The 15,080-nt window shown below is 71.2% G+C and carries 16 protein-coding genes; 8 read left to right on the forward strand and 8 right to left on the reverse strand.

The window, feature by feature from the left end; genetic code table 11:
* Positions 1-32: 32 nt before the first annotated feature.
* The 3 genes from radA to JIG36_RS16880 all read right to left on the reverse strand — a co-directional run bounded on the left by radA (position 33) and on the right by JIG36_RS16880 (position 3,081).
* On the reverse strand, positions 33-1,451 hold the full coding sequence (radA, locus tag JIG36_RS16870) for a DNA repair protein RadA (protein WP_203377200.1): 1,419 nt from the start codon (positions 1,449-1,451) through the stop codon (positions 33-35).
* A gap of 30 nt (positions 1,452-1,481) precedes the next feature.
* Positions 1,482-2,153, reverse strand: coding sequence for a hypothetical protein (locus JIG36_RS16875; protein WP_203377201.1), 672 nt, complete (start codon positions 2,151-2,153; stop codon positions 1,482-1,484).
* Between the two features lie 100 nt (positions 2,154-2,253).
* A complete protein-coding gene (locus JIG36_RS16880; RefSeq protein ID WP_203377202.1) occupies positions 2,254-3,081 on the reverse strand; it encodes a UbiA family prenyltransferase in 828 nt (275 codons plus the stop codon).
* A 46-nt stretch (positions 3,082-3,127) separates the two neighbouring features.
* Between JIG36_RS16880 and JIG36_RS16885 the strand changes: the two genes are divergently transcribed.
* The 4 genes from JIG36_RS16885 to JIG36_RS16900 are packed head-to-tail and all read left to right on the forward strand — an operon-like array spanning position 3,128 to position 6,554.
* The gene (locus JIG36_RS16885) at positions 3,128-3,847 is read left to right on the forward strand and encodes a methyltransferase domain-containing protein (protein WP_203377203.1); all 720 of its coding nucleotides are present in this window, start codon (positions 3,128-3,130) and stop codon (positions 3,845-3,847) included.
* Positions 3,844-4,998: an acyl-CoA dehydrogenase family protein gene (locus tag JIG36_RS16890; RefSeq protein ID WP_203377204.1), complete on the forward strand. Its 1,155-nt coding sequence runs from the start codon at positions 3,844-3,846 to the stop codon at positions 4,996-4,998. Before JIG36_RS16885 ends, JIG36_RS16890 begins: the two co-directional genes overlap by 4 nt.
* A 46-nt stretch (positions 4,999-5,044) precedes the next feature.
* Positions 5,045-6,106, forward strand: a complete 1,062-nt coding sequence (locus JIG36_RS16895; protein WP_203377205.1) for a type III polyketide synthase — start codon at positions 5,045-5,047, stop codon at positions 6,104-6,106.
* Positions 6,096-6,554, forward strand: a complete 459-nt coding sequence (locus tag JIG36_RS16900) for a DUF6023 family protein (protein ID WP_203377206.1) — start codon at positions 6,096-6,098, stop codon at positions 6,552-6,554. The genes JIG36_RS16895 and JIG36_RS16900 overlap by 11 nt, the downstream gene beginning before the upstream one ends.
* A gap of 9 nt (positions 6,555-6,563) precedes the next feature.
* Here JIG36_RS16900 and JIG36_RS16905 read toward each other — a convergent pair whose 3' ends face one another.
* Positions 6,564-7,316, reverse strand: a complete 753-nt coding sequence (locus tag JIG36_RS16905) for a hypothetical protein (RefSeq protein WP_203377207.1) — start codon at positions 7,314-7,316, stop codon at positions 6,564-6,566.
* A 335-nt stretch (positions 7,317-7,651) separates the two neighbouring features.
* Between JIG36_RS16905 and JIG36_RS16910 the strand changes: the two genes are divergently transcribed.
* From JIG36_RS16910 to JIG36_RS16925, 4 genes are all read left to right on the forward strand, one after another.
* The gene (locus tag JIG36_RS16910; RefSeq protein ID WP_030443670.1) at positions 7,652-8,137 is read left to right on the forward strand and encodes a CarD family transcriptional regulator; all 486 of its coding nucleotides are present in this window, start codon (positions 7,652-7,654) and stop codon (positions 8,135-8,137) included.
* A gap of 50 nt (positions 8,138-8,187) precedes the next feature.
* Positions 8,188-8,883, forward strand: coding sequence for a 2-C-methyl-D-erythritol 4-phosphate cytidylyltransferase (ispD, locus tag JIG36_RS16915; protein WP_203377462.1), 696 nt, complete (start codon positions 8,188-8,190; stop codon positions 8,881-8,883).
* Between the two features lie 70 nt (positions 8,884-8,953).
* Entirely contained in the window at positions 8,954-9,424 is a 471-nt protein-coding gene (gene ispF / locus JIG36_RS16920; protein WP_203377208.1) for a 2-C-methyl-D-erythritol 2,4-cyclodiphosphate synthase, read from the forward strand.
* Positions 9,425-9,759: 335 nt separating this feature from the next.
* Positions 9,760-10,917, forward strand: a complete 1,158-nt coding sequence (locus JIG36_RS16925) for a tetratricopeptide repeat protein (protein ID WP_203377209.1) — start codon at positions 9,760-9,762, stop codon at positions 10,915-10,917.
* Between the two features lie 117 nt (positions 10,918-11,034).
* Here JIG36_RS16925 and JIG36_RS16930 read toward each other — a convergent pair whose 3' ends face one another.
* Genes JIG36_RS16930 through JIG36_RS16945 form a run of 4 tightly spaced genes read right to left on the reverse strand, consistent with a single transcriptional unit; the run spans position 11,035 to position 15,078 of the window.
* Entirely contained in the window at positions 11,035-12,012 is a 978-nt protein-coding gene (locus tag JIG36_RS16930; RefSeq protein WP_203377210.1) for an N-acetylglucosamine kinase, read from the reverse strand.
* Positions 12,009-13,265, reverse strand: coding sequence for a 6-phospho-beta-glucosidase (locus JIG36_RS16935; protein ID WP_203377211.1), 1,257 nt, complete (start codon positions 13,263-13,265; stop codon positions 12,009-12,011). Before JIG36_RS16935 ends, JIG36_RS16930 begins: the two co-directional genes overlap by 4 nt.
* Positions 13,262-14,143 carry a carbohydrate ABC transporter permease gene (locus tag JIG36_RS16940; protein ID WP_203377212.1) on the reverse strand — a complete coding sequence of 294 codons (882 nt, stop codon included), beginning with the start codon at positions 14,141-14,143 and terminating at the stop codon, positions 13,262-13,264. Before JIG36_RS16940 ends, JIG36_RS16935 begins: the two co-directional genes overlap by 4 nt.
* Entirely contained in the window at positions 14,140-15,078 is a 939-nt protein-coding gene (locus tag JIG36_RS16945; RefSeq protein WP_203377213.1) for a carbohydrate ABC transporter permease, read from the reverse strand. Before JIG36_RS16945 ends, JIG36_RS16940 begins: the two co-directional genes overlap by 4 nt.
* Between the last annotated feature and the right edge of the window lie 2 nt (positions 15,079-15,080).

The following is a 15,080-nucleotide window of genomic DNA, read 5'->3' on the forward strand; positions in this document are numbered from 1 at the left end:
GTTCGATGAATGCTCCGTAGCGTGATGAAACGTCACTTACGGTCACCGCCGTGGGCGGCCGACACCCGGGCCGCCGACTGCAGAGCGGAGCGCAGGTCACCGACCTCGATCACCTCGATGCCGCGGGGTGCCTCGGGGGCGCAGCCGGGCGGCACGAGGGCCGCCTTGAAGCCGAGCCGGGCCGCCTCGGCCAGCCGTCGGCCGACCGCGCCGACCCGCCGGATCTCGCCGGTCAGCCCGACCTCGCCGATCGCCACCAGGTGGGGCGCCATCGCCAGGTCGAGCCCGCCGGACGCGACGGCGAGCGCCATGGCGAGGTCGGCCGACGGCTCGATCAGCCGGATGCCGCCGACCGTGGCCGCGAAGACCTCGCGGTTGTAGAGCTTGAGCTGCTTGGTGCGGCGTTCGAGCACGGCCAGCACCATGGCCAGCCGGGCACTGTCGAGCCCCGAGACCGTACGCCGGGGGGAGCCCTGCACCTCGGCCCCGATCAGCGCCTGCACCTCGGTCACCAGCGCACGCCGGCCCTCCATGGCCACCGTCACGCACGTGCCGGGCACGGGCTCGTTGTAACGCGTGAGGAACAGGCCCGACGGGTCGGCCAGGCTGGTGATGCCGCTCTCGTTCATCTCGAAGCAGCCCACCTCGTCGGCCGCGCCGTACCGGTTTTTCACACCGCGCACCAGCCGCAGCGACGAATGCTTGTCGCCCTCGAAGTGCAGCACGACGTCGACCAGGTGCTCGAGCACGCGGGGGCCGGCGACCTGACCGTCCTTGGTGACGTGGCCGACCAGCACGGTGGCGATGCCGCGTTCCTTGGCCACGCCGACCAGCGCGGCGGTGACCGCCCGGACCTGGGTGACGCCGCCCGAGACGCCCTCGGTGCCCGGGGCGGAGATCGTCTGCACCGAGTCGACGATGAGCAGGCCGGGCTTGACCGCGTCGAGGTGGCCGAGCACCGCGCCGAGGTCGCTCTCGGAGGCCAGGAAGAGCTTGTCGTGCAGGGCGCCGAGCCGCTCGGCCCGCAGCCGCACCTGGCTCACCGACTCCTCGCCGCTGACCACCAGGGACGGTGTGCCGGCGCCGGCCGCCCACTGTTGGGCCACGTCGAGCAGAAGAGTGGACTTGCCCACACCGGGTTCGCCGGCCAGCAGCACGACCGCGCCGGGCACCAGGCCACCGCCGAGCACCCGGTCGAGCTCGCCGACGTTGGTCGGCACGGCCTTGGCCGGGGCGGCGCTGATCTGCGCGATCGGGCGGGCCGGCTCGGCCGGCATGCGTGAGCTGACCACCCGCCCGGAGCCGAGCGGGGTGCTCACGGTGGACTCGACGACCGAACCCCACTCACCGCACTCGGTGCAGCGGCCCAGCCACTTGGGCGGCTGAAAGCCGCAGGCGTCGCAGACGAAGGCGGGGCGGGCGGCCTTGGCGGCCGTGCGGGACGATGTCACCCCGCAAAGCTAGCGGGACGGTACGACAAATTACTCGTGGTTCTCGCCGGCCTCGCCCGGCGCACGCGAGGCGGGCGAGAGCGGGACGGCGAACGGCGCGGTCAGCTCGATCGGCTGCGACTGCCCGCTCACCTCGAGCACGAGGCTCAGCGAGTGGCCCGGCACCAGTTCGTCGCTCAGGCCGGCGGCCATCAGCTTCTGGTCGTCCTCGGGCAGATAGACCGCGCTGCCCAGCGGCGGGATGGTGATGCGGGCGGGTTCCAGCGCGGGCTCGGCCGGCGTGGCCGGTGCGCTCGAGGCGCCCGCCGAGGGAAGCGTCGACGGCGCCGCGGCCGAGGCGGACGCGGCCGGGGCGGCCGAGCCGGTCAGGCCGATCTGCTGGGCCGAGACGACGCCGGCCACCTCGTCCTGCAGCGGCTTGCTGCTGATCAGGACGGTCATCTCGTCGGTGGTCTGGTTGAACAGGCTGATCTCGAGGGGCGCGTCGCTGTTCGCCGGGTAGCCCTCGGGGTCGTTGTAGACCACCTGGAGGTTGCGGATCAGCAGGCGCCCGTCGGGGCTCTCCGTGTTCAGGCCCGAGATCGGGGTCTTGAGCATGGCGGTCTCGGCAACCTGACCGGCCGAGCAGCCGGCCAGCGCGATCACGGCGACCGTGGCGACACCCGCGGCCAGTGCGACGCGGCGGGTTCCCAGCGAGCGCATCACGATCCTCCAAGCTGATCAAACCGAACACCCACGACATCTCAAGTCGTCAGGCTCAGCCTAGAGGTCGGTGATCGGGCGCGTGCGCCGACCCGTCCATTCACACCACCCGACCGCTGAAGATCAGCAGGAGGACGTCGATCAGCGCGACCAGGATCACCGCGCGGAACATGGCGACACCGCGTCCCTTCGCGCGCCGGGTCGCGTACCAACCGAGCGGAAGGACCACGACGGAGGCCGTGGCGGCCGCCCAGCCCGCCCACGACGGAGGCCCGGGCGGCCCGAGGACCAGCGTGAGTGTCGCACCCAGAAGGAGCAGCGCGGCCGAAATGGAGGAACCCGTCGCGCCGAGCCGGTGCGGCAGACCCCGTACGCCGGTGGCCGCGTCGTCCGCGAGGTCGGGCAGCACGTTGGCGAAGTGCGCGCCCCCACCGAGCAGCGCCCCCGCCGCGACCAGCCAGACCGGGGGCGCCGGATGCCCGGGCAGCGCGACCACGACGAACGCCGGCAGCAGCCCGAACGCCACCAGATAGGGCGCCACCGAGAACACGGTCGACTTCAACGGCCAGTCGTAGAGCAGCGCGGACACGCCCACCAGCGTGATCAGGACCGTCGGGAGCAGGCCGAACGGCAGCCCCAGCAGCGGAATGGCGAGCGAGGCGGTCAAACCCGCGGTACCCACCGTACGGCGGGAGACCGCCCCCGAGGCGATCGGCTTGTCCGTCCTCCCGGTCGCCCGGTCCCGGTCGGCATCGAGCCAGTCGTTGACCCATCCCACGGACAGCTGGGTCGCGCCCACGGCGAGGAAAACGCCCAGGATCGCCCAGCCGCGGTGGCCGACCCCGATCGCCAGCAAGGTCATCGCCACGGTGACGGCCCCGCCCGGCTCCGGATGGGACGACTTGATCACTGTCAGCGCTCGGGACATGCGAGCAGTGTGGCGGGTGTGCCGGATGCATGCCAGGCTCGATCACATGCCGTCGATGGCTCGTAACGATCCGCGTCAGTACGACCGTCTCGCCGACGAGTGGTGGCGCCCGGGCGGGGGGTTCGAGCTGCTGCACTGGCTGGCCGAGGCCCGGTCGCGGCTGATCCCGCCCGCCCGCACACCCGGGGCGGTGCTGGTCGACGCGGGCTGCGGCGGCGGGCTGATGGCGCCGCACCTGGCCGGCAAGGGCTACACCCACGTCGGGGTCGATCTGCGCGGTCCGGGCCTGCGGCAGGCGGCCGCGCGGGGTGTGCGCGCCGTCCGGGGCGACGTGACGGCCCTGCCGCTGGCCACGGGCTCGGCCGAGGTGGTGGTCGCGGGCGAGATCCTCGAACACGTCACCGACCTGCCGGGCACGGTGGCCGAGCTCTGCCGGGTGCTCGCGCCGGGCGGGCTGCTCGTGCTCGACACGGTCAACGACAACGCGCTCAGCCGTTTCGTGACGGTCACGCTGGGTGAACTGCTCGGTCTGGCGCCGGTCGGGCTGCACGACCCCGCGCTCTTCGTCGACCCGCGCCGGCTCACCGCGGAGTGCGCTTCCCACGGCGTACGCCTCCAGGTGCGCGGCGCCCGTCCCAGCGTTCCCGGCCTCGTGCGCTGGCTGGGCCGCTTCCCGGCGACCGGCCCCCTGGGCCGCATCGTCCCCACCCGCTCGACCGCCGTGCTCTATCAGGGCCGTGGCCGCAAGGCAGAGGAGATCGCATGATCGAAGAGGCCCGGCGGCTCGCGCCCCGGTTCGCGGCCCGCGCCGCCGCCTACGACCGGGACGGCGCCTTCCCCGCCGACGACTTCGCCGACCTGCGCGCCTCCGGCCTGTTCGGCCTGATGGTCCCGGCCCGGCTGGGCGGCGCCGGGGCCGGCTTCGCGCAGTACGCGGCGACCGCCTACGAACTGGCCCGCGGCAACGGCGCGACCGCGCTGATCTTCAACATGCACGCCTCGGTCACCGGTGCCCTGGCCGGCGTGACCGACGAACTGGCCGACGCCCTGGGGCTGCCGCCCGAGGCGATCGAGGCCCGCGACAACCACCTGCGGGCGGCCGCCGAGGGCAAGTGGTACGCGGTGGCGATGAGCGAGCGTGGCGCCGGCTCCCGGTTGTCCCAGCTCAGCACGGTCTACGAGGCGGTGCCCGAGGGTTACCGCATCCAGGGCGCCAAGACGTTCTGCTCCGGGGCCGGTCACGCCGACGCCTATCTGGTCGCCGCCCGCAGCGTCGCCGACCAGTCCCAGGTCTCCCAGTTCCTGGTGCCGGCCGGCGAGGGGTTGCGGGTCGACCCGACCTGGGACGCGCTCGGCATGCGCGCCACCGGCTCGCACGACCTGCACGTCGACGTGACCGTGCCGTCCGGGGCGCTGCTGGGCGGCGTCGAGGGCCTGGCGCTGGTCGTCGCCCAGCTGGCCCCGCACTGGATGGTCGCGAGCTATGCCGCCGTCTACGTCGGGGTGGCCCGTGCGGCCGTGGACGCGGCGGTCGCCCACGTCAACGAGCGCAAGCTGGGCCACCTGCCGGCCATCCGGTCGCGGATCGGGCGGGCCGACGCCGCGGTCGCGGCCGCCCACCTGGCGGTGATGGAGGCGGCCCGGCGGGTCGACGAGCAGCCCGGCGAGGCCGAGACGACCCGCTGGGTGTGGCGGGCCAAGCTGCTCGCCGGCACGACCGCGGCCGAGGTGGCGGCGTCGATGCTCGAGGCCGCGGGCACGTCGGCGATGCGCCGCGGCCACCCGCTGGAGCGGCTCTACCGGGACGCCCGGGCCGGTTCGCTGCAGCCGGCGACCAGCGACGTCTGCGCGGACTGGCTCGGGGTGGACGCGCTGGGCGGCGACGCGGACTCGGAGGGGTCGGCCCCTCGCTGGTGATTGCACGGATTCAAATCGGCGGCGGGGTGCGGCCTAGGAGGCACAAGTGAATCGCAACGCGACCATCGCGGGAGTGGGGACGGCACTGCCGCCCTCGGCCGTGCAGAGTGAGCTCTGGGACAACTACTTCGCCCACCACTACACCGGCACCCGCCGGACGCTGGCCAAGCGGATCTTCGAGAACTCCGGGGTCCGTACCCGGCAGGCGGCGGTCAGCCCGCTGCTCGAAGACGTGTCGGACTGGACCACCGAGCAGCGGATGCGCCGCTACCAGGCCGAGGCCGTGCCGCTCGGCAAGGAGGCGGTGAGCCGCGCGCTGGCCTCAGCCGGCCTCGGCGCGGGTGACCTGGGCCTGTTCGCGGTCTGCTCGTGCACCGGCTACGCGACGCCCGGACTCGACATTCTGCTCGCCCGTGACCTGGGCATGTCGGCGTCGGTCCAGCGGCTCTTCGTCGGGCACATGGGGTGTTACGCGGCGCTGCCCGGGCTGGGCGCGGTGGCCGATTTCGTGACCGCCCGCGAGCAACCCGGCCTGCTGCTCTGCGCCGAACTGACCAGCCTGCACCTGCAACCGGCCGCGGTGCGTACGGACTTCCAGCAGATCGTGTCGCACGCGCTGTTCTCCGACGCGGCGGCCGCGGTGGTGCTCACCCCGGGCGGGTCCGGGCTTGTGGTGCGCGACGTCGCGGCGGTCACCGATACGACCACCGCCGGCCACATGACCTGGGAGGTCACCGACGCCGGCTTCCGGATGGGGCTGTCCCCGCAGGTGCCGGCCGTGCTCGAGCTGCACGTCCGCAAGCTCGTCGACGACCTGCTGGGCCGGCACGGGCTGAGCATCGGCGACGTCGACGGCTGGGCGATCCATCCCGGCGGCCCCAAGATCCTCGATGTGGTGCAGCAGCAGCTCGGACTCGGCGACGACGCGCTCGCTGCGTCCCGCGATGTGCTTTCCACGTACGGGAACTGCTCGTCGCCGACCGTGCTGCTGGTCCTCGACGCTCTCCGTCGCCGTCCGGTGCCCCCGCGACGGGTGGTGATGCTGGCCTTCGGCCCGGGACTCACGCTCTACGGCACGCTGCTTCTACAGTCGGAGCGTGACGGGTGAGCGGACACGGGGCGCGGTCCTCTACACGACGGCGGCGGCGCTGGTCGTCGGCGGAGCCACCTGGTGGGTCCTCTCGGCGCCGCCGGAGGCCCCGGCCGACCCGACCGCCCAGTGGCGCTCCGCGGTCGAGCAGCAGATCCCCGACGTCGACGGTCAGGCCGCGGCCGAGACGTCGGAGCTGGAGTCCGGCGGGGTGCACTCGTTCGAGGCGTTCGTCGACACCGGCTCCTACCTGGTGTCGACGGTCTGCCGGGGCGAGTCCGGCAGCATGGTGCGGGTCAGCCTGAGCCGCATCGGCAACGACTCGGGTCTGGGCGTGCATTGTTCCGAGGGACGGCCACCGGAGAGCTTCGAGGTGGGCCTGGGCGGCACGATGCGGATGACTGTCGTGGTGAGCGACGACGGCCCGGTCGTGTTCCGCTATTCGCTGCAGCGCGTGGTCGACTAGCCGGGCCGTTCACAGGCGGGCCAGGTCGGCCCGGAAGTCGTCGACCGTGGCCGTGCGCGGCACCAGGCGCACGATCTGCGAGCTGCGGTTGACCAGCACGGCGGCCGCCGTCGTGTCGGGGTTGCCGAGGTTCAGATGGCTGCGCAGGCTGCCTGTCGGATCGTTCAGGATTCGCACAGTCTTCCCGTTCGCCGGGGGCGTGGCACCTGTCGGCGGGGTGCCCGCGGCCGACGCCGAAGCGGTCGCGGCCGAGACGGTTATCACGGCGATTTCGGGGCCGACCGCGTCAATCGTGTCGGAAACCAGCGCGGCGCAGGCACAACCGTCGACGAGCAGGATGACAGCCGGTAGCCGGCCCCGCAGCGGCACGGTGGCGCCGTCGGAGGCCACCAGCTCGAGCGCGGGCAGGGTCGTGGCCTGTTCAGGGGTCGTGCTCGCGGTGCGCTGGGTGGCCGGTTGGCGGGGCGGGCCGGGCCACGCCGAGGCGAAGAGGCTGGCCACGGTGACCAGCACGGCGAGCGAGATGATCAGCACCGGGGCGCGCAGTGTGGTGGTGGCGAGCCGGCGCAGACGGCGGACCCCGGGGCGGCGGATCAGCCGTTGCCAACGGGTCGGCGGGTCGGCCAGCCGCAGCTCAGCGCGGACGGCGTCGACCTCGTCGGACAGTTCGGAGAGGTCGTCGGGGATGACGATGACGCCCCACTCCTCGGGCAGGTCAGGCAGGTCGTCCGGCCATCCGCCGTTGTCGCTCGCACCAGCCATCGACTCACCCTCCCCCCGGGCCGACCAGTCGTTCTTCGGTCGGGGACCTTGCGTCCAGCCTTCCTTACGCGGGGCCCGACCGCCAGTAGTGCGCGCTTCCGGACCTTAGCGATAAGCTTGACCTCACAAACGCCGTAGGTGCGAAATATCCGACCCGTACGCCAATGCCGTAGCCAACTGGTCACTCAGAGTCACTGAGGCAGCTCCGGGCGCTTCTGTCAAGCCGCAGAAACGCCCATCACAGGGCCTCTGAGCTGCACTAACAGTCACCGGCTGGGCGGGACATAGCTGCCTGAGCGTGTTACCCTAGACACAGCGAAAGGGGCTTCGAACCTATGGTTTTCAGTGTCGGCGAGACCGTTGTTTACCCCCACCACGGGGCCGCACTCATCGAGGCAATCGAAACAAGGGTCATCAAGGGCGAAGAAAAGCAGTATCTCGTGCTGCGCGTCGCTCAGGGCGATCTGACCGTGCGGGTGCCCGCTGAGAACGCCGAGATCGTCGGCGTGCGCGAAGTGGTTGGCGAGGAAGGCCTGGGTAAGGTCTTCGACGTCCTCCGCGCTCCGCACACCGAGGAGCCGACGAACTGGTCGCGGCGTTACAAGGCCAATCTCGAGAAGCTTGCTTCCGGCAACCCCCTCAAGGTTGCCGAGGTTGTTCGTGACCTCTGGCGTCGTGAGCGTGAGCGTGGTCTCTCGGCCGGAGAGAAGCGCATGCTCGCGAAGGCTCGCGACATCCTCGTCGGTGAGGTTGCTCTGGCGGAGAAGAGCACCAAGGACGAAGCCGAGGTTCTCCTCGACAAGGTCCTCACCGAGGCCTGATCCACCCCACCTCGAACACAATTACACGTGTGTTTGCACAGGACCGCGACGTGACCGCGAAGCTCAATGCCCGCGGTGACGTCGCGGTCCTGGTTCCGGCGGCAGGTGCCGGCCTGCGGCTCGGTCCGGGCGGGCCCAAGGCTCTGCGTCTGCTCGCCGGCGAGCCGCTGCTCGTGCACGCGGTTCGCCGGGTCGCGGCCTCGCCGTCGGTCCGTCTGATCGTGATTGCCGCTCCCGCGACCGAGGTCGAGGCGGTGCGCACACTTCTGACGCCGGTCGCGCCGGTCACCGTGGTGGCCGGCGGGGCCGAACGTCAGGAATCGGTCGCGCTCGCGCTCGCCGCCGTCCCGCCCGAGATCGGCATCGTGCTGGTCCACGACGCGGCCCGCGCTCTCACCCCACCCGACGTGATCGAGTCGGTGGCGGCCGCCGTCCGTGAGGGCAGTCCCGCGGTGATCCCGGTGCTCCCGGTCGTCGACACCATCAAAGAGGTCTCGGCCGACGACACCGTTCTCGGCACGGTCGACCGTTCCGTCCTGCGCAGCGTGCAGACCCCGCAGGGCTTCCGCCGCGATGTGCTCGTCGCCGCCCATGCCACCGCGGCCGACTCGCTGACCGACGACGCCGGCCTGGTCGAGAAGGCCGGCATTCCGGTCACCTGCGTCCCCGGCTCCGACATGGCGATGAAGATCACCCGCCCTCTCGACCTGTTCCTGGCCGAGGCTCTGCTGGGCTCACCCCAATAACCGGCCGGGCTTCGTCCCGCTGAAGCCGGCCGGGGGTCGATCGGGGTGCTGCCCTCGGTAGCCTGGCGAGGTGATCAACCAGCGCGTCGGTATCGGGACGGATGTGCACGCCTTCGAGCCGGGGCGTCCCTGCTGGGTGGCTGGGCTGTTGTGGCCGGACGAGGTCGGCCTGGCCGGGCACTCCGACGCCGATGTGGCCGCCCACGCGGCGTGCGATGCGCTCTTCGGCGCTTCCGGGCTCGGTGATCTCGGCAGCAACTTCGGCACGTCACGCCCCGAGTGGGCCGGTGCCTCGGGCGTCGCGCTGCTGACCGAGACCGCTCGCCTGGTCCGTGCGGCCTCCTTCGAGATCGTCAACGTCTCGATCCAGGTGATCGGCAACCATCCCAAAATCGGCAAGCGGCGGGCCGAGGCTCAGGAAGTGCTGTCGGCCGCGATCGGCGCGCCCGTCACCGTCTCGGGCACCACGACCGACGGCCTGGGGCTGACCGGCCGCGGCGAGGGCCTGGCGGCGACGGCGATCGCCCTGATCACGCTCTGACGCGCCGGTCCCGCTTCCCCCGTCGACGGTGATCACGGGGGCTGTCGGCTGAAGCGCGTTGGTGACAGCGCTGACGGGTCGGCCGGGGGCGCGGTGTTGATCACGCTGGCGGTCGGCCGAAGGTGAGACGGACGGTGGTCATGCTTGCTGCCGGCAAAAGGTACGGCGGTGGCCAGCGTGACTGCCTTGTGAAGGCGCGGCTGTAATTGCGGTGGCTGCCGGGGGACGGTGGCTGTGAGGGCGCTGATTGCCGGCTGGAAGTGCGGCCGGGAAGGCTCTGAACGCGCTGGTTACCCGCCAACGGGGGATTTCGCGGGAGCGCTTACTCTCGGAATGTGGCCGCGCCCCTGGAACCTGAAACCACGCCGGAAGAGTATCGGCAGCGTGCGCTGTTGATGGCCGACCTCGGGAGATACGACGAGGCGGCGCAGGAGATCGCGTCGGGCCTGGAATCGGCGCCCGGCGATGCCAGTCTGCTCGCCACGCTGGCCCGCATCCACCTCGCGGCGGAACAGCCCGGTGAGGCGCTCCGGGCGGCGGAGAAGGCGGTCGCGTCCGAGCCGGGGAAGCTGCCCAACCTCGTCGTCCGGGCCATGGCCCTGGCCGACAGCCGCAAGTACGGGGAGGCGGCCCAGGTCGCCAGCGAGATCATCCGGCAGTGGCCGGCCGACGCGTACGCCCAGCGGACCGGGGCGGCCCTGCTCAGCGAGTCGCGCAACGGGCAGGAAGCGCTCAACGCGGCCTGGAACGCCGTCCGGGTCGCGCCGGCCGAAGCCGAGGCGCACCTGGTCCTGGCCGTCGTGGCAGCGCGGCTGCGGTTGTTCGATCTGGCCCAGAGGGCGTACGCGCAAGCCCTGGATCTTGACCCGGCGATCGGTGACGCCCAGCGTGACGTGGGCATCGTGCGCTTCGAACGGCGGCGCTGGGCGCAGGCCCTGGAATCGCTGGCCGACGAGGCGACCCTGCCCGTGCCGCCCGATGCCGAGGGTGACTATCCGCAGCCGTTCCCGCGGCCCTATCCGGCGCCTGACCGGCCCGCCCCCGACGAGCCTGAGACGACCTCGTCGACCAGCTGGACCGGTGAGAGCGTGGTCAGCCGGCCGCAGAAGCCCGTGCTCGACCCGTCGAACGAGTCGGCCGAGGCCGTTCGGCAGCATGTGCTGTACGGGACAAATGGCACCCTGGTCGCGGGCCTGGTCGCCGGTCTGATGACCCTGACCAGCGACGGCATCTCGCGGATGTGGGCCGGCCTGATCGGCATCCTGATCTTCGTGGGCGTGGTGTTCGTGCTGAACCGGGCCGTGCCGGAGCCGCTGGCCGTGGCGCTCGCCCGCCTGCGGCAGAACGACCGGGCCTTGGCGGCCGCGGCGTACGTCGGCTTCGTCGCGCCGCTGCTCCTGTTCGTCTATGCGCTGGTGGGCGGCGTCGTTCCCCTGGTCGCCGCCATGGTCGTGGCCGCGCTGGCCGAGCTGCTGATCCTCACCCGCCGCTGAAACGCGGCCGGCGGTGAGCAGGCTCGGCCGAGGCGCCCGGCGCGTGTAGGTGGGTAGCGGCTCGGCCCGGGGCGTGTGCCCCTCTGATGAGTGCGACGCCCGGGCCGAGGGGTGGATCTAGGCGTCGGCGAGGGCGGCCCGCAGCGTGAGCTCGGCCGTGGCGGACTGGTTGAGGGCGTCCAGGGCCAGGAGCGCCGCGCCGACGATCGGTGGGGCGGTCGGCACCGAGATCTCGACCAATGGGGCCTGCCCGCGCGCGCCCTCGACCACCTGGTCGTGCAACTGCGGGTGCTGGGCCCGCAGCACGCTGCCGCCCAGCACCAGCGCGTGCGGCCGGTCGAGCAGGTCCAGCCGGCTTGCCGCCACCCGGTGCTGGCCCACGATCTCGTCGGCCTGGCGCTTGATCAGCTGACCTGCGACCTCGTCACCCGCCGCGGCCACCTCGAACAACAGGCGGGACAGCGACGCGATCTCGGAGCGGGGGATCTCGCCGAAGTGCAGGGCCACCGAGACCGCCTCGACCGTGGGCTGGTCGAAGTGGGCGGCGACCGCGGCGCTCAGGGCGGTGGGCCGGCCGCGTCCGTCCTCGCCCCGCGCGGCCAGGTGCAGGGCCTGCTCGGCGAGTTCATGGCCGCCGCCCCAGTCGCCGGAGATCGGACCGAGGGCGACAAAACGGGCCGTACGCCCGTCGGCCGCGCGGCCCACGCAGTTGTTGCCGGCGCCGCACACCACGGTCACCGCGTCCGGCATCGAGGTGCCCGACCGCAGCAGCGCGAAGCAGTCGTTGTCCACGATGGTCCGGGCCGCCCACGACTTGGCCGACAACGCCTCGTGCAGGCGGGTGACCTCGATCGGCAGGTCGGCGCCGGCCAGATAGGCGGCCACCACCTCGACCGGCGTGCCCACGGGCAGCCCGGCCCGCGCGTGCACGTCGTGGATCAGCTGGTCGAGCACGCGGACCGTGCCGTCGAGGCCGATGTTGTGCGGTGACGACGTGCCGCCGCGGACGTGGCCCAGCACTTCGCCGGCGGCCGTCCCGAGCACCACGTCGGTCTTCGAGTTGCCGCCGTCGACCGCCAGATAGAGCGCTCTCATCGGGCCCACGCGAGATGGGCGCGACCGCTGGCGATCAGCCGGTCGGTGAGCGGGTCGGCGATCTCGTGCTGCCCGATCAGCGGGTGGGCGAGCAGGGCGCGGTAGACCCGGTCGCGCCCGCCGCGCAGAGCCGCGTCCAACGCATACTCTTCGTAACCAGACACATGACCGATAAGTCCGGAGATGTCAGGAGGCAGGGTCGACACGGCCAGTGGTGCGGGGCCGTCGGTTGTGGCACGGGCCGACACTTCGACCACGGCCGATGGTGGCAGGAAGGGCAAAAGGCCCTCATTGCGTACGTTGACCGAATGCACTGACTGCGAGTCGAACCCGTGCAGCGAGGCGATCAACCCCACCGCGGCCTCCGAATAGAACGCGCCCCCACGCTCGCCGAGCAGCGCCGGCTTCTCGACCAGTGACACGTCCCGATACATCTCGAGCAGCGAAGCCTCCAGCTCGGCCACCCGCTGGCCCCGGGTCGGGGCGCCGATCAGCGACCGCACGTGACGGTCGTGCGAATAGAAGTACGACAGGTAGTAGGACGGCACGTTGCCCAGCGACCGCAGCACAGCGGGGTCCAGGTCGACCTCGGCCGCGATCGCATCGCCGTACGAGGAAAGCAGTGAGGGCAGTTGATCCACACCATCCACATAGGCCGCCCGCTCCCAGGTCAGGTGGTTGAGGCCGACGTGTTCGAGCACCACCTGCGACGGGTCCACGCCGAGGTGGCCGGCGAACCGCCGCTGGAAGCCGATCGCCACGTTGCACAGCCCGACCGCCCGGTGACCGGCGTCGAGCAGGGCCCGCGTGACGATGCCGACCGGATTCGTGAAGTCGATGATCCACGCCCCCGGCTTGGCCCGCTCGCGGATGCGTGACGCCACGTCGAGCACCACGGGGACCGTACGGAGGGCTTTGGCCAGGCCCCCGGCGCCCGTGGTCTCCTGACCGACGCAGCCGCAGTCGAGCGGGAACGTCTCGTCGTTGATCCGGGCCTGCTGGCCGCCGACGCGCAGCTGGATCAGGGCCACGTCGGCGTCGGTCACGCCCGCGTCGAGGTCGGTCGTCCACCAGATCTTGGCCGGGTGACCGTGGTGCCGCAGGATGCGGGCGGAGAACGCGCCCACCACCTCGAGCCGCTCGTCGGCCGGGTCGATCAGCACCAGTTCGGTGACCATCGACCCGAGCCGGGCGAACCCGTCGACCAGTTCCGGCGTGTAGGTGGATCCACCGCCGATGACTGCGATTTTCAACCCTTGAATCCCGTCAATGTGATGCCTTGGACGAAGGCACGTTGAGCGAAGAAGAAAATGATGATGAGAGGGGCCATGGCCAGCACCGTGGCCGCCGTGACCAGGTTCCAGTCGACGTGATGGACACTGTGGAACGACGCCAGGCCGAGCGAAAGCGTCCACGAGTTCTCGTTCTCACTGGTGTAGAGCAGCGGGCCGTAATAGTCGTTCCAGCAGTAGAAGAACTGGAACAGCCCGGCCGCCGCGATGCCGGGGCGGGCCATCGGCAGCACGACCCGCAGCAGCGTGCGCCACTCGCCACAGCCGTCGACCCGGGCCGCGTCCAGATACTCGCTCGGGATGGTGAGCAGGAACTGGCGCAGCAGGAAGATGCAGAACGCGTCGCCGAAGACGGCCGGGATGATCAGCGGGGCCAGCGAGCCGGTGAGGCCGTAGCGGGCCCACATCAGATACAGCGGCACGGTGACGACCTGCGGCGGGAGCATCATCACGCAGATCACGAGCAGGAACAGCCCGTTGCGGCCCCGGAACTTCAACTTCGCCAGCGCGTACGCGGCGGGAACGCTCGACAACAGCACCAGCACCGTCGACGACACCGCGTAGATGACCGTGTTGAGCAGATAGTGCGGCAGCGGCGTGACCTCGAAGACCCGGACGTAGTTCTCCGGATGCCACGAGTTGGGCCAGTAGTCGCTGGTCAGGGCTTGGTCGCTGGTCATCAGCGAGAGCAGCACCAGATAGACCACCGGCGTCACGAACATGATGCCGAGCGCGATCGCGATGCTGTGCTTGCCGATCCACGCCAGCCGGCGTTGGCGGTGATAGCGCCGGTCGGGGGCGGGTGCCTCCACCACCGGCGGAGAAAGCACGGCGGTCACGATTCCTCCCCGGTGAAGGCCTTGGCCCGGCGCAGCAGGATCAGGGTGACCCCGAGCGCCACCACGAACAGCCCGATGGCCAGCGCGTTCGCATAGCCGAGGGCGCTGTAGCGGAAGCCGACGGTGTAGAGCCAGAGCGGGTAGGTGAACGTCGAGCCCTCGGGGAAGCCGAAGTTCGACGAGATCCCGCCGCCGACGGTGGCGTTCCCGCTGGCGATCGAGCCCGCCACCGCCGCCTGGTCGAAGTACTGCAACGTGTAGATCACGCCGGTCACCGCGGCGAACAGGACCACCGGCTGGATCGTCGGCAGCGTGATCGACCGGAAGCGCTGCCACGCGTTGGCGCCGTCCAGCTCGGCCGCCTCGTACAGGCTGGCCGGAACCCCGAGGACGGCCGCCAGGAAGATCACCATCAGGTCGCCGATCGCCCACAGCCCGAGCAGGACGAGCGAGGGCTTGGCCCACGCCGGCGAGTTGAACCAGAGCGGGCCCTCGATGCCGATCATCTCGAGGAAGTGGTTGACCGGTCCGGTGCCCGGCTTCAGCAGGTAGACGAACGCGATGGTGGCGGCCACCGGAGGAACCAGCGCCGGCAGGTAGAACAGCGTCCGGAAGAACCCGGCACCCCGCTTGAGCTGGGTGAGCAGCATCGACAGGCCGATCGCGCCGATGATGCGTACGGGAACGAAGACCACCACCATCCAGAGCGTGTTGCGAATGGACTGGAGCAGGAACGGGTCGTCCGCCATCCGCCGGTAGTTGTCCAGACCCACCCACTCGGGCACAGAGAGCAGGTCGAACTTCGTGAACGAGAAGTAGACCGCCGAACCCAGCGGGTAGAGGAAGAACACCGCGATACCGATCAGCGCGGGCGCGAGGAACGAGAGGGTCGTGGCGCCTTTCCTCACCCGTACGCCCAAGGGTTTGGCGGTCATCT

Origin of the sequence: Paractinoplanes ovalisporus (assembly GCF_016834655.1) — a bacterium.
In the GTDB taxonomy this organism is placed as follows: Bacteria; Actinomycetota; Actinomycetes; order Mycobacteriales; family Micromonosporaceae; genus Actinoplanes; species Actinoplanes ovalisporus.